Below are 22,994 nucleotides of genomic sequence, written 5' to 3'. Positions count from 1 at the left end.
GGTCTAGCGGCGGCGTGCCGTCAGCGTCGTGATTGGCCCGCTGCGCAGAATCAATTCGCCACTATTGCCTATGTCAAACCCATCCGCGTGTTCCAGCGCATCCAGAAACCGTAATTCCAGATTGCGCTGCGCCGTAGGGCAGGCCAGTCGTGTTGTGCCAAGTTCGGTAAATGACAGCGTGCCATCCACGATTGCGGCCTGCCCGACATACAGATTGCAGGCAAGGCGTCCGCTGATTTGTCCGTTCGCCACCTCTAGCGTCAGGTCGGGGATGTTGGTGCCATGTCTGATTCCGAAAAGCGAGTCGACATACCATGTGCGTCCTTGCAGCAGCCGCAGTGGTGCCCCGGCGCATCCGCTGCTGACAACAGATGATACATGGCGCGTCAGGACTGCCGAAACCGGATAGGGGATGGCTGCATTGTCCAGCCTGCAATATTCATCTGTCAGGCGCAGGGACATCGCATCCGAGTCGAACACAAGTGCCCCGTCACTGGTGCGGCGCGCTTTCATCTGATCAATGATATCCTGATCACCATCAGGTCGGGGCAGCGTGATCAGGGCTTGCTCCTGCCCCAGTTCGATTTGCCAGCTTTCATCCGCCGCAAATGCCGTGATTGGCAGGATCGGCTGTGAAGGTATGCGCGCGCATGTCACAGGCGGGGTGTCATCAGATGCATTCAGGGTGATATGCGGCCCGTCATCATGCAGCGTCGTTCCGTCATCGGCGATGTAGCTGTCTTCGGCGTGTTCAAGAAACACCCGCGCAGGTTGTGGCGTAAGGGCGTGCAGCCCCTTGTCCGCGGGTGCCAGTGTCAGCACCGTATCGTCGTCGCAGGCCCATAGGGACCGGAAACCAAGCGCAAGGATCGGGTGCAGGGCCAGTTCGGGGGCCGCGCTGCGTCCGTCCAGTTGCAACCGCGCGCTTTGCGCCAGAAGCTGGCCGTCCAGCACCAGCCCCGCCTGCAAGCTGCCTGCCTGCCGTGGCAGCGCCGTGAAGCTGTGTGTGGCCGTGGTGCTGTCGGGGTCGGCATCAAGGCGTTGTTGCGCCAGCAACTCTCCCGCGCTGTTCAGAACAACGGTCACTGTTTCGGCGCCCGGCGGGGTTGTCATGTCCCACTGCACAGATGCAGTGACATCGCGCGCGGCAACGGGCAAAACCGTGCCAAGCACGGCTATCACAGCAAGATAAAGGCGCATGGCATGCTCCTGCGGTATCAGCCCCATAGGATGGGCTTAACGCACACACGCCCTGCGGGACAAGAAGTATTGCAGAAGCATGCGGGCAATCCCGCCTGGATTGCCCGCAAATGCCTTACGCGCGTTCAGAATACTCGAATGTTTCGGTGTTGACCACGATATCTTCGTCCTGCCCGACAAAGGGTGGCACCAGAATACGCACGCCATTGTCCAGAACCGCAGGTTTGAAGCTGTTTGCGGCGGTCTGCCCTTTGACCACCGGTTCGGTTTCGATGATTTTGCACACCACCTTTTGCGGCAGGGAAATGTTCAGGGCTTCTTCGCCGTAATATTCCACAGTCACGGTCATGCCATCTTGCAAGAAGGGGCGGCGATCCCCCAGAATCTCCACGTCCAGTTCGACCTGCTCGAAGGATTCCATGTCCATGACAACAAGGCGGCCGTCGGTTTCATACAGGAACTGCTGGTCCTTTTGTTCCAGCCGCACCCGTTCAACCTTGTCTTCTGAACGGAAGCGTTCGTTCAGCTTGCGCCCGTCACGCAGGTTTTTCATTTCCACCTGCGCGAATGCGCCACCTTTTCCGGGCTTCACATGGTTAACCTTGACCGCAGCCCATAGCCCGCCATCATGTTCCAGAACATTTCCGGGACGAATCTCGTTTCCGTTGATTTTGGGCATGGGATTACCTTGCTTCGCCTTGAATAATTGGTTTGCGCCCCTATATCGCGCAGATGGGGCTTAAGCAAGAACTCGATCTTGTGCCACGTATTTTTGCACCCATGTAAAAAATGCATGGCTGGTATGCGTCTTCAGCGTAGCGAATCACAGCATAAACCGCGTATGCAGGCGCAAGCGGTAAATGCAAGAGCAAGAATAAGGAATGAAATATGTTCGATGCAGCGGATGGAACGGCCTTCACGCATGAGCAAGGGGCCCGTGCCCGCAAACTTTTCGCAGCCGTCGTACTGGCTGCACTGGATGATGCGATTGCGGATGACAAGAAATACGGCAATGGGCCGGAACAGATTGCACGTTGGGCGCGATCCCGTGATGGCCGCGAAGTGCTAAGCTGTGCCGGTATCGACCCGAATGAACGCGTGGTGTCTGGTCTGATGGAATTCGTGGGCAAAGGTGTGCGCACGTCCGTTGCACTGTCGCGCGAAGAAAGCGAGCGTCGCCATGCTGCTGCGGCAGCGGAAGCTGAAGCCGCCTGAGCCAACGCCACGGCCTAATTCTAAAAACCCTGTGTCAGCTGCCTGACACAGGGTTTTTCTTTGTCCACAAGGGCTGCAAGGCTGCTGTTAAAATAGCCGGTGCTCTGGTCGCGTTCTGTCGCTATCTGATAAGGGCTTTATGTCGTGATCCCAAGGTGTTGCGCCAGAAAATCTAGCCGGTCCTGCCCCCAGAACCGTTCCTGCCCGACAACGAAAAACGGCACACCGAACGCACCGTCTGCCACAGCATCTTCCAGATTGCGCGGGTAGATTTCGGCCCCTTGCAACATGCCGCTGAAGGCAAGCGCGGGGTCAAATCCCGCCGCTGACAGACTATCGCGGATGACATCATCATCTGCGATATCGCGGTCTTCGGCCCAGCAGGCGCGGGTCAGGCTGTGCAGCAATTCGGCCATGTCGCCGCTGCCTGCTTCTTGTGCTGCGATGATCGCATAGGATGCAGGCGCAGGGTTTGTCGGAAAAAATGCAGGGCGCAGTCTCAGGGGCATGTCCAGCCTGTCCGACCAGCGGCGCAATTCCTGTAGCCTGTAGTCCTTGCGGTTGTCATGGCGTTCGGCCAGCACCTGCCCGCCTGTGCGTGCAAACAGCGCTGTCGCGTCAATGGGTTTGTAGCGCAGACTGGCCCCTGCCTTGGCTGCGATCTGTGACGGGCGCTTGCCTGCCAGATATGTCCAGGGCGACAGGGGCGTAAAGTAGTAGTCAATATGTGGCATTCGTCACTGGTCCTTGCCTTGGCGGTTTGCAAGATCGTAGCGGGGTGGTAAGCGATGTCAATCTTGTCCGAATCCACTCCGGCCGCATTTCGTCAAGGATTGCCCCATGATCGACCGTACCGAACCCAAGCTGATTTCCGGCAACGCGAATATACCGCTTGCCAAAGCCATCGCGCGACGAATGTCGCTGCACCGTGGCATGAGTGTGGGGCTTGTTGATGCACGGGTAGAACGGTTCAACGATCAGGAAGTCTTTGTAGAAGTGTATGAGAATGTCCGTGGCGAGGATATGTTTATCATACAGTCCACGTCGAACCCTGCGAACGACAATCTGATGGAGTTGCTGATTATCGCGGATGCGCTGAAGCGGTCCTCGGCTTCGCGGATCACAGCGGTCATTCCCTATTTCGGCTATGCCCGTCAGGACCGGCGCACCAAGGCCCGCACACCGATTTCCGCCAAGCTGGTGGCGAATATGATCGCGCAATCGGGAATCGAACGCATTTTGACGCTGGATTTGCACGCGGCGCAGATTCAGGGGTTCTTCGATATTCCGGTGGACAACCTGTATGCCGCCCCTGTGTTTTCGCTGGATGTGTTGCATCATTTCAAGGGCCGCTTGCAGGATGTGACGGTCGTGTCCCCTGATGTTGGCGGTGTGGCGCGGGCGCGTGAACTGGCCAAACGTATTGGCTGCGCGCTGGCCATCGTGGATAAACGGCGCGAAAAACCCGGAGAGATTGCAGAAATGACAGTCATCGGGGATGTGCGCGGTAAAAGCTGCATCATCGTGGACGATATTTGTGACACTGCCGGAACCCTGTGCAAGGCCGCCGAAGTGTTGATAGAGGCGGGCGCGACAGAGGTGCACAGCTACATCACGCACGGTGTTCTGTCCGGCCCGGCGGTGGAGAGGATTACCAGCTCGGTTATGAAGTCACTTGTTATCACCGACTCCATCGCGCCCACGGAAGCCGTGAAATCCGCCCATAATATCCGCATCGTGCCAACTGCGCCCATGTTTGCCCAAGGCATTCTGAACACATGGAAAGGCACGTCCGTGTCGTCGCTGTTTGACACTGAAACGCTGACCCCGATCTATGAGGGGCTTTACGGCGAAGTCTAGGGCGCATCGTATAGGCGGGCAGGCGGGTATTGCGCCCGCCTGTTCCGGCAAGGGGCGCGTCAGTCCTGCGTAGGATCGGATGGCGGGGTTTTGCGGCGGTCCGATTTCGGCAAAGAGTCGAGTGAGTCGAAATCATTGATGTCACGGCGGCCTTTGCGCCGCGCCGTGTTCCAGCGTGACAGGCCCAGCCATACCACCAGCCCCAGCATGGCCCAGATCAGGGCCTGCACCAGCACGGGCAGTCCGGGCAGCAGCCACACAAGTGCAGCCACCGCCACCGCCGCCAATGCAAATCCAAGGGCGACATAGACTGTGGTCACCATTTCTGCGATCAGCAAGACCACGGCAATGATGCCCCATATCATCCATTCTGGCAGGCCAAGGCTTCCCATCGGCTAGATGTCTTTCAAAATGGCAGCCGCTTCCCTGAAGGCATTGGACGGCCCACCCGGCAGCATGATCAGCTTGGCATTGTTGGATTTGGCCAGCCCTTCCAGCGCTTCGATCTGCATGCGTGCCGTCTGGAATACCAACGCTTCCTGCGCATTTGCCCCTTCAAGCGAGGCCGCAATCTCGCGGTTGGCTTCCGCGTTTGCGTGCGCAATGGCGCGAATGCCATCGGCGCGGCGCTGCGCTTCATAAAGTTCGCCATCGGCGTTCAACTCGGCGGCGCGGCGCTGGCCTTCGGCACGGGTAATGGCCGCGCGACGCTCGCGCTCGGCGGATAGCACTTCTGCCATGGCTTTTTGCGTGGTTTCGTTCAGGCGGACATCGGTAATTTCTGACCGGCTGATGCGAATGCCGTAAGTTTTACCGGCGTCTTCCAGTGCTTCCAGCAGGGCAAGATTCAATGACCCGCGATCAGATTGCACAGCATCCAGTTCCACCTTGCCCAATTCGGACCGCACCAGCGACTGCACCAGCCCGACCACCAGATCGTCGATCTTGTTAACACGGAAAACCGCCGCTTCGGGGTTCTCGATCCGGTAGACAACCAGAAGTTGCGCCCCGAACACCACGTTATCAGCAGAGACGACTTCAAGTTCAATATCGTTCAGCACCTGATCATTGACCGGCACGTTCGCATGCACGCGGTCCAGAAACGGGATGATGATATTGACGCCTGCATCCAGCGTTCGGTGATAGGCACCAAGCCGTGTGATGACCAGATTGCGCGATTGGGGCACGATTTTAAGCCCCATGATCACAATCAGGACGAGTAGGACGACAAGCGCCAGAATAAGTTCCATCATTTCCGCCTTTTATTCGGTTGTATCAGGTTGTCGCGCGTATGGTCGCGCGAAACGGTCCGGTGTTCAAGCGATATCGGCAGCTTCAAACCGTCGTGAATAGACCACCAGCCCCAACGCACCCAGGGCAAAGGTCAGGTTGCCGGCAACCAGTGTCATGGGCGTGCCATCATAGGCCAGCGCAACCGGCACCGACACGGCAACCGCCCCCACCGTCGATATCGACATCACCACGGATGCACCTGTTCCCGCGATATGGCCCAGCGGCTGCAAGGCCAGCGCGTTCAGGTTCCCGAATGTCAGCCCGATGGTAAAGAATGTCGAGCACATGAAGGCAAAGAATACCCCGAAATCCCACGGTGCGGGCAGATTCATCTGCCAGACAACCAAAAACAGCGCTGAAACGCACACCTGCCATGTGAATGCAATTGTCGCCAGTTTGCGCATACCCAATTGCATGACCAGCCGGGCGTTTACCAAGCTGGCGCTGCCCGAAATCAGCGCGGTGGCGGCGAACCACAAGTGGAAACTGGACGCGCGGTCAAAAACTTCATCGAAGATCATCGGCAGGTTGGACAGCCATGTAAAGAGCGGTGCAAACGAAAAGACCAGCGCGCAAACATAGACCATAACCGCACGGTTGGTGGTGATTTCGGCAATTGCGCTGCCAATCGCTGTCGGGCTTAAGGGGCGTCGTCGTTCCGGCGGCAGGGATTCAGGCTGGCGCAAAATCAGCCAAAGCCCGCTGGCAATCCCGAATGCCACAAACGCATAGAAAATCGCGCGCCAGTCTGCCAGCAGGATGATCCCCGCCCCGATGGAGGGCGCGACCGCTGGAAACAGCACAAACAGCGTCATGATGATGGATGTCACGCGGGCCATGGCGCGGCCCTGATACAGATCACGCACCATTGCCGTGGCCACCACGCGCGGGGCCGCAGCCCCCAGCCCCTGCAACAGGCGCGCCCCCAAAAGCCCCTCGATCGAGGTGGCATTGGACGCCAGCAGCGACCCGCCGATATACAGGATTAAACCGACCAGAAGCACCGATTTGCGCCCATAGGCGTCTGATACCGGCCCGCACACCATAATACCCAGCCCCAGCCCCAGAACAAAGGCCGGGATGACCAACTGTCCCCGTGTTGGCGCGGATGGCGACAGTTCTGCGCCAATGACCGGCAGGGCGGGCAGCATGGCATCAATGGAAAATGCGACCATGGCCGTCATAAGGGCCATCAGCGCCACGAATTCCCCGAAGCGCAACGGTTTGGTCGGGGGGAAAGGTATCATTCAGACAGGTCCAGTTCATCAATGATATTGCGCCATGTCTCGACCGGTTGCGCGCCTGAAACCGCGTATTGCTGGTCAATAATGAAAAACGGCACACCGGAAATGCCGCGCGCGCGGGCGTCGCGGTCGGCCGCCGCAATGATGTCGCGGTCCGCATCACTGTCCAGCAGCCGTGCAATCAGGGCGCGGTCCAGACCGACAGTTTCCGCCAGTGCCAGCAGCGTCGCATCGTCGCCAATATCGCGCCCTTGCTGGAAATAGGCGCGGAACAATGTGCTGACCATAGCGGTCTGGCGCCCTTCAAGGCCCGCCCAATGGATCAGCCGGTGTGCGTTCAGGGTGTTGGGCGTGCGCGTAATGGCGGGCAGGTCCAGCGTCAGGCCGGTGTTTTCCGCAGCGTCAATAATCGGTTTATGCGCATCCAGTATCCCTTGGGCGTCGCCGAATTTCATGGCCATGTAATCGCTGCGCGCCATACCTTCGGCGGGCATGTCGGGGTTTAGCTGAAACGGCAGCCAACGAACATCAAACGGGTGGTCGGGGCGGCTTTCAAGGGCGCGGTCCAGTCGCGCCTTGCCTATAAAGCACCATGGGCAAACGGGGTCGGAATATATCTCTAGCACGATCATGTCGGGGCCTTGTGGATGGTGCGCAGGGCGCGGCGTGACAATTTGCCATTGGCCCCGCGCGGCAGGCTGTCACAATGGCGGTACAGGCGCGGTTGTTTGTAGCGCGCCAGCCTGCTGGCGGCGAAGGATTCCAGCTCCTGAACGGGCAGGGCGGCGGGACCGGTGTAGAACGCGGCAATGATGGTGACGCCGGGCTTCACTTCGATTTCTGTGCAGGCAATATCGGAAATTCCGGGATGGTCGGCCAGTGCGCGCTCCACCTCCAACGGCGAGACGCGAAACCCGCCTGCATTCATCATGTCATCATTGCGCCCGACATAGGTAATTGCGCCATCATCTGCCATGCGGGCATGATCGCCAGTCAGGAACCACGCGCCCGTTAACGGCAAGTCCGGGGCGTCGTTGTCCCCCAGATAGCCCAGCATCAGGCCGGGGTCGCTGCGGTGGATTGCCAGCATGCCGTCTTCACCGCGCGGGGCGGGCTGATCATCCGTGCCCAGCACAGCCAGCCGTCGCCCCTGCTGTGCATAACCCGATGCCCCCGCAGGTGCAGGGCGCGCGGGGCTGGCGGACACATAGGTGGAGCATTCTGACATTCCCAGCGCTTCATAGATTTCGGTGCCTGTCGCATCATGCCACGCCTTGCGGGTGATCTCGGGCAGTTTTTCACCCGCAGACAGCCCGTGGCGCAGGCGTGGCAGGTCCAGCTTGCGCCCGTCCTTCAGCACTTGCCGGTAGACCCCCGGCACAGCGGCAAAGATCGTCGCATCAAAGCGTTTCAGCATCAGCGGCAGTGGCGCACCAGCTTCGGGAATAAGCGCGGTCGCACCAATGGACCAAGGGTCCATCAATCCGGTGCCCAGCGTGTAGGTCCAGTTGAACGCGCCCGCATGCAGCACACGGTCATCAGATCGCAGCCCATACCAGCCGTCCCACATCATGCGGCGCGCCCGGATGGCGCGGTGGGCATGCACCACGGCGCGGGGATTTCCCCCGCTGCCGGATGTGTAGATGATATATCCCGCCCTGTCAGGCGCGCCCATATGCCAGTCGCAGGGCGGCAAGTCCTGCATCGCGCGCAATTGCATGGCGTCAACCGTGGGGGCCGGATGGTCCGGCAGGGCCACGCCCGCAGATGCCAGCACCAGCGCGGGTGCCACTTGCGCCGCAATTCGCGTCACTTCCGGCCCGGTCAGTTGTGTGGATGTGGGCACCGGCACCAGCCCCGCCGCCAGCGCCCCCAGATAGGCCACGGGGAAATCCACGCTGTTGCCCAGTCGCAGCAACACGCGGTCACCGGGGTGCAGGCCCGCATTCAGCAACCCTTGCCCTGTGCCCCGCACCGCCGCAATCAGGCGCGCATAGGACCAACGCTCGGCCCCGGCTGCACGGACAATCTGCAAAGCCACCTTGTCAGGGGTTTGCGCCCCCGCAGCCAGCACATAGCGCGCCATGTTGAACGGCGCGGGGCAGGGCTGGGGTATATCCGTGTCGGTGATAGATAACATGTGCATGATTTATGCCCGCCGTGTGACAGTTGCAAGTCCAAGCATGCTTGCGTAAAGAGAACCGCTATGAATGATCCTGAAAACGCAAACGTCATAAAAATTGCCCGATCGGGCGGTGAGGTCGAACCCGCCCAGCCCATAGATCTGGCCGAACGGGTGCGCGCGCTGCGTCGTGCGCGGGGCTGGACGCTGGAGCAAGCCGCAAAGGCCGCCGGACTGGCGCGCTCGACCTTGTCCAAAATCGAAAACGGGCAGATGTCGCCCACTTATGATGCGTTGAAAAAACTGGCGGGCGGGTTGGAAATTTCGGTCCCACAACTGTTTACTCCCCCTGAAGTGACGCGTGCCAGCGGGCGTATGGCCCTGACCTTGCGCAACGAAGGAACCGCCCACCCGACGCCAACCTATGACCACCGCTTGCTTGCGGCGCAACTGACATCGAAGAAAATGCTGCCGTATCAGGCCCGTGTCCGCGCCCGTGACATGCAGGATTTTGACGGCTGGGTGCGCCATGGCGGCGAAGAATTCCTGTATGTGCTGACGGGTGAAATCCGTCTGATTACAGAATTTTACGCGCCTGTCGATATGAAGCGCGGTGACAGCGCCTATTATGATGCGACCATGGGCCATAATGTCATTTCCCTCTCGCGCGAGGACGCCGAGATCCTTTGGGTCACGTCACTCGATTGACAGCCTGTTTGCCCTGACGGACGCGCCAGTGTCGCACGCTTTGCGCTTGCGTCAAATCCCGCGCCTGTCGCGTGAATACCCCCTGTATCGTGCTGCGCGCGCCGTTCGGGGCTGCAAGCCCGCATCCCAATTTGTAATGACATGCGCTGCCCGGGCCTCGTTCCGGCGAGGGTTGCCGCAAAATCATCACTTGTCGCCGTCATTCATTTCCATTATTCATGAAATATGGAATCAATTCGCGCGGCACATGTCTTTGCAATCCTTGGTCACCCTGACCGCCTGTCGGTCTTCCGGTTGCTGATGCGCTTTGCGCCACGCGGGCAGCGGCCCACGGAAATTGCGCAGGCATTGGGGTTGAAGCAGAATACGTTGTCGCATCATCTGCGTGATCTGGTGCGCTCCGGGCTGCTCCAAGCTTCCCGGCAGGGGCGGTCGCTTTACTATGCGGTCGATCTGGACATGGCGGAAGCGCTGATCGGCTATCTTGCGCTGGATGTCGGTCGCGCGCGCCCTGATCTGCTGGCGCCTGTGCTGTCTGCGCGAGCGGAGCTGTCTACAGGCGGCGCACGCGCATTCAGTGTGTTGTTTGTCTGCTCGGGCAATTCGGCCCGCTCGGTCATGGCCGAAGTGTTGTTGCGTGACCTTGGTGCTGGCCGTTTCACCGCCCATTCCGCAGGCACCCGCCCCGCAGCGCACCCCAATCCCGCGGCACTTGATATACTCCGGCGGAATGGGCACGTCCCGCGCGGCTTGCGGTCCAAACATATCGCAGAATTTCAGGCACCCGACGCCCCGAAGATGGATTTTGTGTTCACCGTTTGCGACGCCTCTGCAGCACAGGACTGCCCGCGATGGTCGGGATGCCCGATCACCGGTCATTGGGGCTTGCCTGATCCGGTGCAGGCGTCCCACGCCAATGGCGACGCAACAGCCGCCTTCGCCCTGACCTATGCCGCGCTGCGCCGCAGGATTGCAGCTTTCGTTGCCTTGCCGGTGGCCGCGCTTGACCGGCTTGCCCTGCAAACCCGCATCGACGCGATTGATGCCGATGCCCTGATCATAGAGAAAGCCTGACACATGCCGTCACAAAATCCGCCCAGAATTGCGATCAATGGCCTTGGACGCATCGGAAAACTTGTTCTGCGTGACCTGATTGACAGCGGCTCGGGCGGCGAGATTGTGCTGCTCAATGACCCGCTTGGCGATGCGGAACAACATGCGCTGTTGATGGAATTTGACAGTGTTCATGGCCGGTGGCGCACATCTGTATCGCATGACTCGGATGCGCTGGTGCTGGGCGGACTGCGCATCCGCCTGACCCATGCGCGCCGGATCGAGGATTTGCCACTGGCCGATATGGGCATTGATGTCGTGGTGGATTGCACCGGCGTATTCAAGACGGTCGCAAAACTGGCACCCTATCTCCTTGCTGGCGTGCGCAAGGTGGTCGTCAGCGCCCCGGTCAAGGACGCGGGCGCGTTGAACCTGGTCTATGGCGTCAATCACCATCTCTATGATCGCGCGCAGCATGACATTGTAACCGCCGCAAGCTGCACAACCAATTGTCTGGCCCCGGTAGTCAAGGTGATTCATGAAGCGCTTGGAATTCGGCATGGGTCGATCACCACCATCCATGATGTCACCAACACCCAGACCATCGTTGACCGCCCCGCCAAGGATATGCGACGCGCGCGTTCGGCGCTGATGAACCTCATTCCGACAACAACCGGCAGCGCCACCGCGATTACGCTGATCTATCCCGAACTCAAAGGTCGGCTGAACGGGCATGCTGTGCGCGTGCCATTGCTGAATGCCTCGCTGACCGATTGCGTGTTCGAACTGGAACGCCCCACCACTGTTGAGCAGGTGAATACACTGCTCAACGATGCCGCGAACGGCCCGCTCAAGGGTATCCTGGGCTTTGAAACACGCCCGCTGGTCTCCAGTGATTTCACCAATGACCCAAGATCCGCCATCATCGACGGGCCGTCCACGATGGTGATCAACGACACCCAGCTGAAGCTATACGCCTGGTATGACAACGAATGGGGTTATGCCTGCCGATTGGGCGATATTGCCCGCATGGTCGTCAAATCCCTGTAACGCTATCTGCCCAATACGCTTTTCATTCTGGCTCAAATATCCTCGGGGGGTGTGGGGGGCAGACAGCCCCCACCCTTGTCTTCAAACAAAAGGCGCCTGTTCATGAGCACTGCCAACCCTTTGCGCGCCTATATGGCTGTGACTGCGGCATATTGGGCCTTCATGCTGTCGGACGGGGCTTTGCGGATGCTGGTGCTTTTGCATTTCAACGCGCTGGGCTTTTCCCCGGTCCAATTGGCGTGGCTGTTTGTCTTGTATGAGGTGGCGGGCATCATCACCAACCTTGCGGCGGGATGGTTGGCCGCACGTTTCGGGCTGGCCGCAACGCTTTACGCCGGGCTCGGCCTGCAAATCGCAGCACTTGTGGCGCTTGCCCAGCTTGATCCGGCATGGTCGATAACAGCTTCGGTGGTGTTTGTGATGGCTGTGCAGGGCGTGTCGGGCGTGGCCAAGGATCTGGCCAAGATGTCATCCAAATCCGCCGTGAAGCTGTTGGCCCCATCGCGTGAGGGGGCCTTGTTTCAGTGGGTTGCAGCACTGACCGGGTCGAAAAACGCAGTCAAGGGCGCGGGCTTTCTGTTGGGCGCGGCCCTGCTGGCGCTGGCGGGGTTTCAGGCGGCAGTCTGGGGGATGGCGGCGGTGCTTGCAATCATACTTGTGGCGGTGCTTGCGTTCTTGCCCGAAGGGCTGCCGGGGCGCATGAAAGGTGCGGATACATGGTCGGGGTGGCGATCATTGGATGCGCGCGTGAACCGCCTGAGCCTTGCACGCCTGTTTTTGTTCGGGGCGCGCGATGTGTGGTTCGTGGTGGGCATACCGATCTATTTTCAGGCGGTCTTCTCGGATGGCACGGCCGAAGGGCGACGAGAGGCATTTTTTCTGGTCGGCGGGTTCATGGCGTTGTGGATCATCGGATATGGTGCAGTGCAGGCCTTCGCGCCGCACCTGCTGGGGGGTAAGGCCCAATCCGAAGGCGCGATTACCCGAAAGGCAATTTTGTGGGCGGGGCTGCTGGTTCCTGTTCCGTTCCTGCTTGCCGCTGCGGCCGCGCTGGCGGGCGGTCCGGCACCATGGCTGACGGTTCTGCTGGTTGTGGGCTTGCTGGTGTTCGGGTTTGTCTTTGCATTGAATTCCGCGGTTCATTCCTACCTGATTCTTGCGTTTGGTGCGGCGGACCGGATTACCCGCGATGTGGGTTTCTACTATATGGCAAATGCGGCAGGGCGCTTGCTGGGCACGCTTCTGTCGGGGATCAGTTACCAGATCGGGGGGCTGCCATTATGCCTTGCGACTGCGGGATTGATGGCGACGACAAGCTGGCTGATCACAAGGCGATTTGTCACAGACCCATAAGGGACGCCTTGCATGTTCAAGTATCTGAAAGTGCTTTAGATCACAGCCAGTCGTTCCACTTGTGCATCATCCGGATAGGGCCGGTATAGCCCGACTTCGACCCTGTCGATCATGCCATGTATCTGGTCGTAATCGCGCGCTGCGTCATGGTCCCCTTCGGCAAGGTGGCCGAACGCAAGATCCAGTTGTGCCAGATCGGCCAGTTCCACCATCAGTATGAAATCACCATATCCCGGACCAGCAAGGCGCAGCTTGCGGCGCAGCAGGGACCATCCAGAAATTTTCCCGGCATGTTTCAGCCGCTCGAACCACTGTTCTGCCGCCCGCGCAAAGGCCAATGGATGTGCGTTCGGTTTCAGGTCGATCATGCAGATATATTGGTTCATGGGCACCTTCCTGTGATTGGGTGCAAGATGTCATGAAAATCCTAACAAAGGTTTTCACCCGACATGAACCGACCGCATCACGCACGCGGTTAGTCGGTCACAATCAATTCCTGTTCTACCTTTTCTGCCAGTTCAAGCGCCCCGGTGGACATATAGGCGATGATCGAAACACCCAACCCCACTATCGCGACCGTCAGCACAACCCAGTCCACAGTGACCGCGCCTGATTATAAAATAATAAAATTATTCATGTACTTACCATATATCGCAATACCCTCTTCATGCTTTCTGCCCTGCCTGATTGCTGGCATGATCTGACCTTAACAAGCACGCGCATCGCGTCGCCTTTGCGGCACGGACACGTCAGTGCAATGCAGGTTTCATTGTATTTTATGGAAGTTTTGTCTTCTTCAGATCTGCGTGCGGGTGCCCGCAAACAGGTCTTTTAGCTGGCGGGCGTGAAATTCCTGCGCCCGCGTCGGTGAAATGGGATATTCACACAGCCCGAGTGCCTGTGCTTTCTGAAAGAAGCCCCGTGCAGGAAGCCCGTCTGTGCCGCGCCCCACAACCAATGCGGCGCGCAGCGGTTGCAGGGTTTTTGCATCCTGTTCCATCAGGGTTTCCAGCACGCTGGTCAGTTTTGCAATGCGGCGCGGACCGTCAATTTCCAGACGCTCCGCCATTTGACCATAAGTCAGCGTGATACGCTGCCTTGCGCAATCCTTCAGGGCTTCCTCAAGCCCCGGAAGCATCCTCGTCACCTTGTATGATGTCAGCCTCGGCTTCTTCGTCGCCGGTTTCTGCCACGCGTGCCACAGACACCACCAATTCCCCGTTCGAGGTGTTGAACACCTTCACCCCACCCGCAGACCGCGACCGGAAAGAGATCCCCTGCACCGGCACGCGAATGGATTGGCCCTTGGATGTGGCCAGCATGATCTGGTCATTTGCATCGACCGGGAAGCAGGCCACAAGCGCGCCGCCCCGCATGGCGCGGTCCATTGCGGCGACACCCATGCCCCCACGACCACGCACCGGATAGTTGTGGCTGGACGACAATTTGCCCGTACCTTTTTCAGATATGGTCAGAATCAGGTCTTCGCAGGCTGACATTTCCGCATAGCGTTCAGGTGACAAGGCCCCCTCGGTGGCGTCTTCTTCATCTTCGCCCTCATCATCGGTAACGCCCGCCATGGCGCGGCGCATCTTCAGATAGGTGGCGCGTTCTTCGGGGCTGGCCTCGAAATGGCGGATCACGGCCATACTGACCACACCATCCCCGTCACCCAGCCGGACACCGCGCACGCCGGTCGAATCGCGGCCCTTGAACACGCGCACATCCGTTGTGCGGAACCGGATTGCGCGCCCGGATGCGGTGACAAGCATGACATCATCATCTTCGTCACAGATACGCGCATTCACAAGGCTGACGCCTTCGGGCAGCTTCATCGCAATCTTGCCGTTGGATTTCACATTCACAAAATCCGACAGCGCATTACGCCGCACGGACCCGTCCGATGTGGCGAACACGATTTGCAGATTTTCCCATTCATCTTCCGGGCGTTCCACCGGCATGATGGCCGCGATGCTGACACCTATGGCAATCGGCAGAATATTCACCATCGCCTTGCCGCGTGTGGTGCGCCCGCCCAACGGCAAGCGCCATGTCTTCAGTTTATAGGCCATCCCGTCAGTGGTGAAGAACAATAGCTGCGTGTGGGTGTTGGCCACAAACAGCTGTGTGACAACATCATCATCCTTGGTGGCCATGCCTGACAGCCCCTTGCCGCCGCGGCGCTGCGCGCGGAAATCAGCCAAAGGTGTGCGCTTGATATAGCCACCACTGGTGATGGTCACGACCATGTCTTCGCGTTCGATCAGGTCTTCATCATCCATATCGCCGGCCCAGTCGACGATCTCGGTACGGCGCGGCACAGCAAAAGCATCGCGCACTTCGCGCAATTCGGTCCCGATAATTTCCATCACCCGTGCGCGGGAACGCAGAATGTCCAGATAATCCTTGATCTTGGCCGCAAGACTTTCCAGCTCGTCGGTGACTTCCTTGACGCCCATGGCGGTCAGGCGTTGCAGGCGCAGTTCCAGAATGGCGCGGGCCTGAACTTCCGACAGGTTATAGGTGCCATCGTCATTCATTGTGTGGCTGGGGTCATCAATCAGCCGGATATAGGGCGCAATATCCATGGCGGGCCAGCGCCGCGTCATCAGCTTCTCGCGCGCCTCTGCGGGATCGGCCGAAGACCGGATTGTGGCCACAACCTCGTCGACATTGGACACCGCGACTGCCAGACCACACAGGACATGGCTGCGTTCACGCGCCTTGTTCAACTCATAGGCCGTGCGGCGCGTCACCACTTCTTCGCGGAACCCGATGAAGGCCGTCAGGAAATCGCGCAGCATCAACTGCTCTGGCCGCCCGCCATTCAGCGCCAGCATGTTGCAGCCGAAACTGGTTTGCATGGGCGTAAAGCGGAACAACTGGTTCAACACAACATCGGGGGTCGCATCGCGTTTCAGTTCCACGACAACCCGAACGCCGGTCCGGTCGGATTCGTCAGCGACGGAAGAAATGCCTTCGATCTTCTTTTCGCGCACGGCATCGGCGATTTTCTCGACCATGGTCGATTTGTTCACCTGATAGGGGATCTCGTCCACGATGATGGCGAAACGATCCTTGCGCACTTCCTCGATATGGGTTCTGGAGCGGATGACAACCGATCCACGCCCTTCCAGATAGGCCTTGCGCGCGCCTGTCCGACCAAGGATCAACCCGCCCGTCGGAAAGTCCGGCGCAGGGATATACTGCATCAGCGCTTCCGACGACAGGTCGGGGTCTTCGATCAGCGCCAGCGTGGCATCCACCACCTCGCCCAGATTATGGGGCGGAATATTGGTCGCCATGCCCACCGCAATACCGCCTGCGCCATTCACCAGCATATTGGGGAATCGCGCGGGCAGCACGGTCGGTTCCTTGTCGCGCCCGTCATAGTTCAACTGGAAATCGACCGTATCCTTGTCGATATCTGCCAGCAGCGCAGAAGCCGCCTTATCCATACGCACTTCGGTGTAGCGCATGGCGGCGGCATTATCGCCATCCATGGACCCGAAATTGCCTTGCCCGTCCAGCAGTGGCAGCGACATGGAAAACGGCTGCGCCATGCGCACCAATGCGTCATAAATCGCGCTGTCACCATGCGGGTGATAGGTGCCCATCACCTCGCCCACGGCACGCGCCGACTTGCGATAAGGCTTGTCATGGGTGTTGCCGGTATCATGCATCGCATAAAGAATGCGCCGGTGCACAGGTTTTAAGCCGTCGCGCAAATCGGGAATGGCACGGCTGACAATCACGCTCATCGCGTAATCAAGATAAGACGCGCGCATTTCCTGCGTGATCGAAACAGTTGACCCGCCAGGGCCAGCCGGCGGCGTTTCGTCAATATTTTCAGGGGTTTCGGGGCTATCGCTCACCTGATCCTCGCGCGGTTTGGGTATTCACTATATCTCGTCGATGCTACCTTACCAGAACCATCATATGGGGTGCAATGCCGCAAAGCGATACCCCTTGGCAGCCGCCTGTCAATAGTGACAACAGCATGTTTTCATTGATTATTATTATTCTCTTGGCATGATTTAAGTATCCACAGCAACAAGAGGTCTGAAATGGACACATCCCCTGTCGAACTTATGCTCAAGGGCTATGGTCTGACCACGGCGGAAATGACTTACCGCATGCCTGACCACATCCATGTGCTCAACACCTTTGTCTGGCAGGATTACGACCTTGCCCCTGACTATCCGCGGCTGTTTGAATTCATTGAATTCTGGCAGGGCAGTATCGACGGCCCCCTGCATTCCGTGCGCTTCACCCATCGCAAACAGTTGCGTGCAGGTGAATGGCGCCATGTCGTGGGGGAATTCAAAATCGGCGAATTTCCGGGGCGGCGCCTGCGCAAACCCTAGCGCAAACGCAGGCTTGCCAGCCACAGCGCGGCAATGCCGAAAGACAACACCGCATTCCAGCTTGCCATCGACAGGCCCAGCATCTCCCAGGGTACTTCGTCACAGCGCACCACTGGCGCGGCCATGATCTGATCCAGCAACTCCTGCGCACTCATGCCCGACAGGTTGCCGCCGGCGGAACAGCTTGACGGGCCGTCCCACCAGGCGCGCTCGACCCCGGTATGGTATACCCCGATCGCCCCCGATGTGGCCGCCCCCGCCGCGCCAATCAGCGCAAAATACGGCCCGGGCAGGACCAATGCGCCCGCCCCCAGCAGGGCAACAAGATGGGGCCAGCGTTGCCAGATACACAAGGCACAAGGCGCCATGCCGCCAATATACTGAAACGCCAGTGCTCCCAGCAGCAGCCCTAACGACCCTGCAAGTGCTACCAACTGCGCCCGCCTTCGCATCACAGATACCTCACCACCAGAAAACCGCCCAAAAGCAGCGCCACAAACAACGTGAACATAAGCCCCAGACGGCGCTCGATGAAATCACGGATTGGTGCGCCGAACTTCCACAGCAAGGCCGCAACAACGAAGAAGCGAATTGCCCGCGCAATCACCGATGCAACAATGAACACCGGCAATGATAACCCCGTCGCCCCTGACAGAATGGTGATGACCTTATAAGGGAAAGGTGTCACCCCCGCGATCAACACAGCCCAGGCCCCCCATTCGTTGTAGCGTGCCTGAAACTGCTCGAAATAGGCATCTTTGCCATAAAACTCCAGCACTGGCCGCCCCAGGGTCTCGAATGCGCCATATCCGATGAAATAGCCCGCCATCCCACCTGCAACCGACGCCACTGTCGCCACACCCGCGATAACGAATGCCCGTGACGGGCGTGCCACAATCATGGCGATCATCAACACATCGGGTGGTATCGGAAAAACCGAACTCTCAATAAAGGCCACGACGGCCAACGCCCATAGCGCATGCGGATGGCGCGCCAGTGACATGGTCCACTCATATAGTGATTTCAACACAGACCTGATCGCTCCTTCATTCTGGGGCAAATATCCCCGGGGGTATGGGGGCCGGCAGCCCCCATTCAGGCATGCGGGTTCATCACGCTGCGGGCAAACGCAAACCGATGCTGTCCAGCCCCCAACGCACCAGATCGGTAATCAACCTATCCGATACTACATTGAAGCTTTCAACGATATCCAGCGCGCTGTTGGATGCGGCAGGTGCTGTTGCCGAAAAACTGCGCCGTGCCAGAACATGTGCATCAGATTCGCGCACCATACGCGCGGTAACACGCATGCGCGTTGCCACAGAATCGCCATCGGGGCCAAGCTCGGCCTGAAAATCCGTGATTTCGCTGATCAAGGCAAAGTCGCCCGACCCGCCCAAGGGGCGGCGTCCGACATAGGACAACGCGCCAGTGTCTTCAAAAGCGCGCAGCACCAGCGTTTGCACCATTTGCGGTGCATCCTCGGACCAGCGAACTCCGGGCAGATACAGCGACTGCACGGCATTGGGCTTGATCAGAATGCGGTCTGTGTCCAGCGCGCCCGATGTGGTTGGCGGCTCCACGCTCAGGGATCGCGCCAGCATGCGCCCGGCCTGCGGCAGGTCGCGGGGGGCGCGCAGCTCAAAGGCGTCCAGTGGTGTTGTTGCCTGATTTAACGCCGATACTGCCCCGCACCCCGAAAGGGCTGTCAGCGCAAGCGTGGTGGTTATCAGATGTCTGCGAGTAAGGGTCATCTTCTGAACTCCGGTGTCTGACGGTTCAGGAAAAACCGTGTCGGGTCACGTTCGATCTGGCGCGTCAGCCGGTCCAGATTCGAGATCAGACCGCGCGTTTCCCGCGCCAGCTGGCTGATATTGGGCAAGCCGGTCGTGGTGAATTCACGCACTGGCGCGCCACTGTCGCGGATGATCGCGCTCAGCTCATCAAAGGCGCGCGCAGCACTTTCGGCGGTGCGGCGCAAATCGGCGGTCACTTCGGGAATGTCATCGGCGACGGAATCCACCGCGCTGCCCAATCTGCCCAGCACGTCGCGCAGATCTTCGGTGATCTGGCCGATATCTTCGTTGATGACGCGGTCTGCGCCGACAAACGCACGCTCCGCTGCTTGCAGGGTGCTTTCACCTGTAACCAGGGCGCGGTTTATGGCATCCAGTGTGGTGTTGGCATTGGCGAATGTGTCGGTCACCTGATCAAGTGCGCGCAGCCCCGCGCCAGACACGGCATCAATCTGGCCGGATGCGCTGGACAGGTCTTCGCCCACATTTGCGACCACCCCGCGGATTTCTTCGGTTGCGGCGCGAATATCGGCCATGATCAGGGGCAGGTCGGTTTCGGCCGCCCGCGCAATGGACGCCGTTGCATCACGCGCGTTGGCCACCATTTCACGCGCTTCTGCAACAAGTGCCGTGCCGTCACCGGTGACAAGGGTGTCGATGTTTCCTGCCATCTGCTCGACGGATTGTAGGGTTGCATCGGCGCGTGCCAGCAACGGGTCCAGCCGTGCAAGGGCAGGGTCCAGCGCCTCGATGCGTTGGGTTGCAGCGCTGCTGGTGCGGGTGAATTCGCCAAACATGACTTGCGCTTCTTCGCTGAACCCTTCCAGTTCGGCGCGGATCGATGCCGCCGCATCGCTGAGTTCGGCGACAAGCGCGGTCAGTTCACCTGCCACAAATGTATCCGCCGTGTTCAGTGTTTGGGTGCCCGCCTCGAATGTGTAGCGCGCCTCGGTTGCGACAAGGGCAATTTCGTCGATGGCGAATTCCAGACTTTCCAATGTGTTTTCTGCCTGCCGCAGGATGGGGGCCAGATTGTCGCTGAATTCTGCGAAAGTTGTTGTTGCGGCCGCCACCGTGTCGGTAAAGCCCGCAAAACTGTCCAGTGCGGCGGTTAAATCACCTGAGGATCGTTCTATGTTGTCCAGAATGCCCGCAACGCGGTTCTGGTTTTCTTCGCCCAGCAACTGGTTGACCTGTTCAACAACCGTCAGCGCTTCTTCAAGAATGCGCGGGGCGGTTTCTGTCAATGACTGGATCGTAGAGCGTCCGACTTCCAGTTCGGGCACGTCATCGCGCTCGTTTATCAATTCGGCGGCCGCGGAACCGGGCGATATGGACACAAACGCCACACCGGTAATGCCTGAACTGTCGACGATTGCCACCGAATCCGCCCGCACAGGTGTTGCGCGATCCACTTCCAGCACCACACGCACCCGCCCGTTAGGCGCAAGGCTGACATCCAGAACCTGCCCGACCGGCAGTCCTGCGAACCGCACATCGGCGGACCGTGACAACCCTGAAACGGCTTCGAAATTGGCCTCATAATAGGCGAACTGCCGATCAAACTGATATTTGCTGAACGCTAAGAAAAAAGCCAGGATTCCCAGAAAACCCGCCAGGGCGAAAGCACCGATCAGAACATAATTTGCCCGCGTTTCCATGCGTCAGGCGATCCTTTCTTTCGTGTCCAGCGCCGCGCGCGCGCGTGGACCGTGGAAATATTCATGTACCCATGGGTGGTCCACATCCAGCATATCGGACATTGTGCCCGTATACATCACCCTCTTTTCGGCCAGCACGGCAATCCTGCCGCATGTGGCGTGCAGCGTGTCCAGATCATGGGTGACCAGAAACACTGTCAGGCCCATGCTTTGCGACAGCCCGTTAATGAGCTCGTCGAAGGCCGATGCCCCGATCGGGTCCAGCCCGGCGGTGGGTTCATCCAGAAACACGATTTCAGGGTCCAGCGCCAGCGCCCGTGCCAGACCTGCGCGCTTGCGCATGCCGCCCGACAGTTCTGACGGAAACTTGTCACCCGCAACATAAGGCAGCCCCGCCATGGAGATTTTCAGATCTGCCAGCTCGCGGCGCATGGCGGCAGTCAGGCCGGGAACGGTGCGCATCGGCACTTCCACATTTTCGCGCACGGTCAGGCTGGAAAACAGGGCACCATCCTGAAACATGACGCCCATGCGCTGGTCGATGGCGCGGCGTTCAGCTTCGGTGCAGTTCAGGGCGTCGCGTCCAAAAATCTCGATACTGCCTGCCTGCGGCGGTCGCAGCCCTGCAATGCAACGCAGCAGCACCGATTTGCCGGTGCCCGAGCCGCCGACAACGCCCAAAACCTCGCCACGATAGACATCTAGGTCAAGATTGTTGTGCACCACATCTGATCCAAACTGGTTGCACAAGCCCCTTAGGCGGATGACGGCATCTTGTTTCATCAGATACCCATCATCGCAAAGAAAACGGAAAACAGCGCGTCTGCCAGGATCACGGCGAAGATTGCGCGCACCACTGCGGATGATGTCTGCTGCCCCAGACTTTCGGCATTCCCGCCCACTTGCATGCCGGCATGGCACCCGATCACCCCGATGATGATGGCAAATACCGGCGCTTTGATGAAGCCCACAAGGACATGATCAAGGCTGGTATCTTCGATAAGCCGTGTCAGGAACATGGCAGGTGAAATGCCCAGTTCAATCCACGACATCAGCGCGCCGCCAAACAGCCCCATGACATTCGCGACCATCCCCAGAATGGGCAAGGTGATCAAAAGCGCCAGAATGCGCGGCACGAACAGCACGGTGGCGGGATCAATGGCCAGCGTGTTCATGGCGTCGATTTCTTCGCGCATCTTCATGGACCCGATGGCCGCAGTGAAGCTGGATGCGGTGCGCCCCGCCACAATAATGGCGGTCAGCAAAATGCCCAATTCGCGCAAAATGGAAATCGCAATCAGGTCGACCACGAAGATTTCCGCCCCGAACTGGCGCAACTGCACCGCCCCCTGAAAGGCCAGCACAACCCCGATCAGAAACGCCATAAGCGACACAATGGGCACCGCGCGCCATCCCACCTGATCGGCGTGATAGATCAGCGCGGTTAACCGAAACTGTGACGGATGACGCGCCAGATAGGCCAGCCTTGCCAGAAATACGCCCAGCATGGCCAGAATTTCAGCCAGAAACCGGCCCACGCCAACAACACCCTGACCAATCGCGGCCAGCACATCATTGATGCTGCGGCGTTCAGTGCTGATTACCGGTGCGTCGGGAATGGCCTGTTCGACGCGGGCAATAAGCGCTTCCTGATCTGCGGTCTGGGCGTGCACTGTCACATCATGGCCCGCAGATTGTCGTTGGTCACGCAGATGCAACAACGCCCATGCCCCTGCGGTGTCAAACCGTGTCAGGCCGCGCAGATCCAGCGCAAGTGTGGTGCCATCCAGTGCCATAAGCCGGGGCAGGGCCGCACCCAGACTGCGCACCGTCAATTCGCCACTCAGAACCCATATATCGCCGTGTTGTTCCAGCCCGAAATCGGGGTCAGCGCTGTCGATCTGCGCTTTGTCACCAATCGGCTGAACTTCGGTCAAATGGACGCCCTCTAATGGAAACCTGGAACTAAGACTCTGGTCTGATTAGTCCAGCGTATATCGTCAGTATGCGGTGGCGGCCATGCTCCGAGGCCGTGGGTAATTGCTGCAACAGGGGTATTGTGACTGTTTAGG

Annotated in this window: 25 protein-coding genes; 7 read left to right on the top strand and 18 right to left on the bottom strand. The window is 59.2% G+C overall.

What is annotated here, in order from left to right; all coding sequences use genetic code 11:
* Positions 1-3: 3 nt before the first annotated feature.
* Positions 4-1,200 carry an META domain-containing protein gene (locus P8S53_RS15320; protein ID WP_277804843.1) on the bottom strand — a complete coding sequence of 399 codons (1,197 nt, stop codon included), beginning with the start codon at positions 1,198-1,200 and terminating at the stop codon, positions 4-6.
* A 115-nt stretch (positions 1,201-1,315) separates the two neighbouring features.
* Positions 1,316-1,879, bottom strand: coding sequence for an elongation factor P (gene efp / locus P8S53_RS15315; protein WP_277804842.1), 564 nt, complete (start codon positions 1,877-1,879; stop codon positions 1,316-1,318).
* Between the two features lie 209 nt (positions 1,880-2,088).
* Between efp and P8S53_RS15310 the strand changes: the two genes are divergently transcribed.
* Complete coding sequence (locus P8S53_RS15310) at positions 2,089-2,415, top strand: DUF6280 family protein (RefSeq protein WP_277804841.1); 327 nt, start codon at positions 2,089-2,091, stop codon at positions 2,413-2,415.
* Between the two features lie 137 nt (positions 2,416-2,552).
* On the opposite strand, the gene P8S53_RS15305 is transcribed toward P8S53_RS15310, so the two are convergent.
* Positions 2,553-3,149, bottom strand: a complete 597-nt coding sequence (locus P8S53_RS15305; protein WP_277804840.1) for a 2-hydroxychromene-2-carboxylate isomerase — start codon at positions 3,147-3,149, stop codon at positions 2,553-2,555.
* Positions 3,150-3,255: 106 nt separating this feature from the next.
* On the opposite strand from P8S53_RS15305, the gene P8S53_RS15300 reads away from it, so the two are divergent.
* Positions 3,256-4,275, top strand: a complete 1,020-nt coding sequence (locus tag P8S53_RS15300; RefSeq protein WP_277804839.1) for a ribose-phosphate pyrophosphokinase — start codon at positions 3,256-3,258, stop codon at positions 4,273-4,275.
* A 59-nt stretch (positions 4,276-4,334) separates the two neighbouring features.
* On the opposite strand, the gene P8S53_RS15295 is transcribed toward P8S53_RS15300, so the two are convergent.
* From P8S53_RS15295 to P8S53_RS15275, 5 genes are all read right to left on the bottom strand, one after another.
* Positions 4,335-4,667, bottom strand: a complete 333-nt coding sequence (locus P8S53_RS15295; protein WP_277804838.1) for an NfeD family protein — start codon at positions 4,665-4,667, stop codon at positions 4,335-4,337.
* A 3-nt stretch (positions 4,668-4,670) separates the two neighbouring features.
* Positions 4,671-5,528: an SPFH domain-containing protein gene (locus tag P8S53_RS15290; protein ID WP_277804837.1), complete on the bottom strand. Its 858-nt coding sequence runs from the start codon at positions 5,526-5,528 to the stop codon at positions 4,671-4,673.
* Between the two features lie 63 nt (positions 5,529-5,591).
* On the bottom strand, positions 5,592-6,815 hold the full coding sequence (locus tag P8S53_RS15285) for a multidrug effflux MFS transporter (RefSeq protein WP_277804836.1): 1,224 nt from the start codon (positions 6,813-6,815) through the stop codon (positions 5,592-5,594).
* Positions 6,812-7,444 (bottom strand): DsbA family oxidoreductase, encoded by a 633-nt coding sequence (locus tag P8S53_RS15280; protein WP_277804835.1) that lies wholly within the window; start codon positions 7,442-7,444, stop codon positions 6,812-6,814. The genes P8S53_RS15285 and P8S53_RS15280 overlap by 4 nt, the downstream gene beginning before the upstream one ends.
* A complete protein-coding gene (locus P8S53_RS15275) occupies positions 7,441-8,952 on the bottom strand; it encodes a class I adenylate-forming enzyme family protein (RefSeq protein WP_306417952.1) in 1,512 nt (503 codons plus the stop codon). Before P8S53_RS15275 ends, P8S53_RS15280 begins: the two co-directional genes overlap by 4 nt.
* 66 nt (positions 8,953-9,018) lie before the next feature.
* Here P8S53_RS15275 and P8S53_RS15270 point away from each other — a divergent pair, with 66 nt between their 5' ends.
* The 4 genes from P8S53_RS15270 to arsJ all read left to right on the top strand — a co-directional run bounded on the left by P8S53_RS15270 (position 9,019) and on the right by arsJ (position 13,098).
* On the top strand, positions 9,019-9,642 hold the full coding sequence (locus P8S53_RS15270; RefSeq protein WP_277804833.1) for a helix-turn-helix domain-containing protein: 624 nt from the start codon (positions 9,019-9,021) through the stop codon (positions 9,640-9,642).
* A 225-nt stretch (positions 9,643-9,867) separates the two neighbouring features.
* Positions 9,868-10,716 (top strand): metalloregulator ArsR/SmtB family transcription factor, encoded by an 849-nt coding sequence (locus P8S53_RS15265; protein WP_277804832.1) that lies wholly within the window; start codon positions 9,868-9,870, stop codon positions 10,714-10,716.
* A 3-nt stretch (positions 10,717-10,719) separates the two neighbouring features.
* Positions 10,720-11,745, top strand: coding sequence for an ArsJ-associated glyceraldehyde-3-phosphate dehydrogenase (locus tag P8S53_RS15260; protein WP_277804831.1), 1,026 nt, complete (start codon positions 10,720-10,722; stop codon positions 11,743-11,745).
* A 102-nt stretch (positions 11,746-11,847) separates the two neighbouring features.
* Complete coding sequence (gene arsJ, locus P8S53_RS15255; RefSeq protein WP_277804830.1) at positions 11,848-13,098, top strand: organoarsenical effux MFS transporter ArsJ; 1,251 nt, start codon at positions 11,848-11,850, stop codon at positions 13,096-13,098.
* A gap of 35 nt (positions 13,099-13,133) precedes the next feature.
* Here arsJ and P8S53_RS15250 read toward each other — a convergent pair whose 3' ends face one another.
* The 4 genes from P8S53_RS15250 to gyrA all read right to left on the bottom strand — a co-directional run bounded on the left by P8S53_RS15250 (position 13,134) and on the right by gyrA (position 16,973).
* Complete coding sequence (locus P8S53_RS15250; protein ID WP_277804829.1) at positions 13,134-13,484, bottom strand: DUF6614 family protein; 351 nt, start codon at positions 13,482-13,484, stop codon at positions 13,134-13,136.
* Between the two features lie 89 nt (positions 13,485-13,573).
* Positions 13,574-13,696 (bottom strand): hypothetical protein, encoded by a 123-nt coding sequence (locus tag P8S53_RS15245; RefSeq protein ID WP_277804828.1) that lies wholly within the window; start codon positions 13,694-13,696, stop codon positions 13,574-13,576.
* Between the two features lie 198 nt (positions 13,697-13,894).
* The gene (locus tag P8S53_RS15240; protein ID WP_277804827.1) at positions 13,895-14,236 is read right to left on the bottom strand and encodes a hypothetical protein; all 342 of its coding nucleotides are present in this window, start codon (positions 14,234-14,236) and stop codon (positions 13,895-13,897) included.
* Positions 14,220-16,973: a DNA gyrase subunit A gene (gyrA, locus tag P8S53_RS15235; RefSeq protein WP_277804826.1), complete on the bottom strand. Its 2,754-nt coding sequence runs from the start codon at positions 16,971-16,973 to the stop codon at positions 14,220-14,222. The genes P8S53_RS15240 and gyrA overlap by 17 nt, the downstream gene beginning before the upstream one ends.
* Before the next feature lie 192 nt (positions 16,974-17,165).
* Between gyrA and P8S53_RS15230 the strand changes: the two genes are divergently transcribed.
* Positions 17,166-17,465, top strand: coding sequence for an usg protein (locus tag P8S53_RS15230; RefSeq protein ID WP_277804825.1), 300 nt, complete (start codon positions 17,166-17,168; stop codon positions 17,463-17,465).
* Here P8S53_RS15230 and P8S53_RS15225 read toward each other — a convergent pair.
* The 6 genes from P8S53_RS15225 to P8S53_RS15200 all read right to left on the bottom strand — a co-directional run bounded on the left by P8S53_RS15225 (position 17,462) and on the right by P8S53_RS15200 (position 22,859).
* Positions 17,462-17,917: a disulfide bond formation protein B gene (locus P8S53_RS15225; protein ID WP_306417950.1), complete on the bottom strand. Its 456-nt coding sequence runs from the start codon at positions 17,915-17,917 to the stop codon at positions 17,462-17,464. The genes P8S53_RS15230 and P8S53_RS15225 overlap by 4 nt on opposite strands.
* The gene (locus P8S53_RS15220; protein ID WP_277804823.1) at positions 17,917-18,495 is read right to left on the bottom strand and encodes a YqaA family protein; all 579 of its coding nucleotides are present in this window, start codon (positions 18,493-18,495) and stop codon (positions 17,917-17,919) included. Before P8S53_RS15220 ends, P8S53_RS15225 begins: the two co-directional genes overlap by 1 nt.
* Before the next feature lie 82 nt (positions 18,496-18,577).
* A complete protein-coding gene (locus P8S53_RS15215) occupies positions 18,578-19,219 on the bottom strand; it encodes an ABC-type transport auxiliary lipoprotein family protein (protein ID WP_277804822.1) in 642 nt (213 codons plus the stop codon).
* Positions 19,216-20,922, bottom strand: a complete 1,707-nt coding sequence (locus P8S53_RS15210; RefSeq protein ID WP_277804821.1) for an MlaD family protein — start codon at positions 20,920-20,922, stop codon at positions 19,216-19,218. Before P8S53_RS15210 ends, P8S53_RS15215 begins: the two co-directional genes overlap by 4 nt.
* Positions 20,923-20,925: 3 nt before the next feature.
* Positions 20,926-21,705, bottom strand: coding sequence for an ABC transporter ATP-binding protein (locus P8S53_RS15205; protein WP_277804820.1), 780 nt, complete (start codon positions 21,703-21,705; stop codon positions 20,926-20,928).
* Positions 21,705-22,859: an ABC transporter permease gene (locus P8S53_RS15200; RefSeq protein ID WP_277804819.1), complete on the bottom strand. Its 1,155-nt coding sequence runs from the start codon at positions 22,857-22,859 to the stop codon at positions 21,705-21,707. Before P8S53_RS15200 ends, P8S53_RS15205 begins: the two co-directional genes overlap by 1 nt.
* Positions 22,860-22,994 lie beyond the last annotated feature (135 nt).

Source organism: Roseinatronobacter sp. S2, from assembly GCF_029581395.1.
Classification (GTDB): domain Bacteria; phylum Pseudomonadota; class Alphaproteobacteria; order Rhodobacterales; family Rhodobacteraceae; genus Roseinatronobacter.
The sequence above is the reverse complement of the archived record's forward strand: the minus strand, read 5'-3'. Positions and strand labels throughout refer to the sequence as shown.

Excerpts from the sequence above, each read along its gene's own strand:
- P8S53_RS15280 (WP_277804835.1), bottom strand. The coding sequence starts at position 7,444 with ATGATCGTGCTAGAGATATATTCCGACCCCGTTTGCCCATGGTGCTTT.
- P8S53_RS15270 (WP_277804833.1), top strand. The coding sequence starts at position 9,019 with ATGAATGATCCTGAAAACGCAAACGTCATAAAAATTGCCCGATCGGGC.
- P8S53_RS15240 (WP_277804827.1), bottom strand. The coding sequence starts at position 14,236 with ATGCTTCCGGGGCTTGAGGAAGCCCTGAAGGATTGCGCAAGGCAGCGT.
- P8S53_RS15205 (WP_277804820.1), bottom strand. The coding sequence starts at position 21,705 with ATGAAACAAGATGCCGTCATCCGCCTAAGGGGCTTGTGCAACCAGTTT.
- P8S53_RS15290 (WP_277804837.1), bottom strand. The coding sequence starts at position 5,528 with ATGATGGAACTTATTCTGGCGCTTGTCGTCCTACTCGTCCTGATTGTG.
- P8S53_RS15265 (WP_277804832.1), top strand. The coding sequence starts at position 9,868 with ATGGAATCAATTCGCGCGGCACATGTCTTTGCAATCCTTGGTCACCCT.
- P8S53_RS15230 (WP_277804825.1), top strand. The coding sequence starts at position 17,166 with ATGGACACATCCCCTGTCGAACTTATGCTCAAGGGCTATGGTCTGACC.
- P8S53_RS15250 (WP_277804829.1), bottom strand. The coding sequence starts at position 13,484 with ATGAACCAATATATCTGCATGATCGACCTGAAACCGAACGCACATCCA.
- P8S53_RS15225 (WP_306417950.1), bottom strand. The coding sequence starts at position 17,917 with ATGCGAAGGCGGGCGCAGTTGGTAGCACTTGCAGGGTCGTTAGGGCTG.
- P8S53_RS15320 (WP_277804843.1), bottom strand. The coding sequence starts at position 1,200 with ATGCGCCTTTATCTTGCTGTGATAGCCGTGCTTGGCACGGTTTTGCCC.
- P8S53_RS15215 (WP_277804822.1), bottom strand. The coding sequence starts at position 19,219 with ATGACCCTTACTCGCAGACATCTGATAACCACCACGCTTGCGCTGACA.
- P8S53_RS15310 (WP_277804841.1), top strand. The coding sequence starts at position 2,089 with ATGTTCGATGCAGCGGATGGAACGGCCTTCACGCATGAGCAAGGGGCC.
- efp (WP_277804842.1), bottom strand. The coding sequence starts at position 1,879 with ATGCCCAAAATCAACGGAAACGAGATTCGTCCCGGAAATGTTCTGGAA.
- P8S53_RS15275 (WP_306417952.1), bottom strand. The coding sequence starts at position 8,952 with ATGTTATCTATCACCGACACGGATATACCCCAGCCCTGCCCCGCGCCG.
- P8S53_RS15210 (WP_277804821.1), bottom strand. The coding sequence starts at position 20,922 with ATGGAAACGCGGGCAAATTATGTTCTGATCGGTGCTTTCGCCCTGGCG.
- P8S53_RS15305 (WP_277804840.1), bottom strand. The coding sequence starts at position 3,149 with ATGCCACATATTGACTACTACTTTACGCCCCTGTCGCCCTGGACATAT.
- arsJ (WP_277804830.1), top strand. The coding sequence starts at position 11,848 with ATGAGCACTGCCAACCCTTTGCGCGCCTATATGGCTGTGACTGCGGCA.
- P8S53_RS15285 (WP_277804836.1), bottom strand. The coding sequence starts at position 6,815 with ATGATACCTTTCCCCCCGACCAAACCGTTGCGCTTCGGGGAATTCGTG.
- P8S53_RS15300 (WP_277804839.1), top strand. The coding sequence starts at position 3,256 with ATGATCGACCGTACCGAACCCAAGCTGATTTCCGGCAACGCGAATATA.
- P8S53_RS15260 (WP_277804831.1), top strand. The coding sequence starts at position 10,720 with ATGCCGTCACAAAATCCGCCCAGAATTGCGATCAATGGCCTTGGACGC.
- P8S53_RS15295 (WP_277804838.1), bottom strand. The coding sequence starts at position 4,667 with ATGGGAAGCCTTGGCCTGCCAGAATGGATGATATGGGGCATCATTGCC.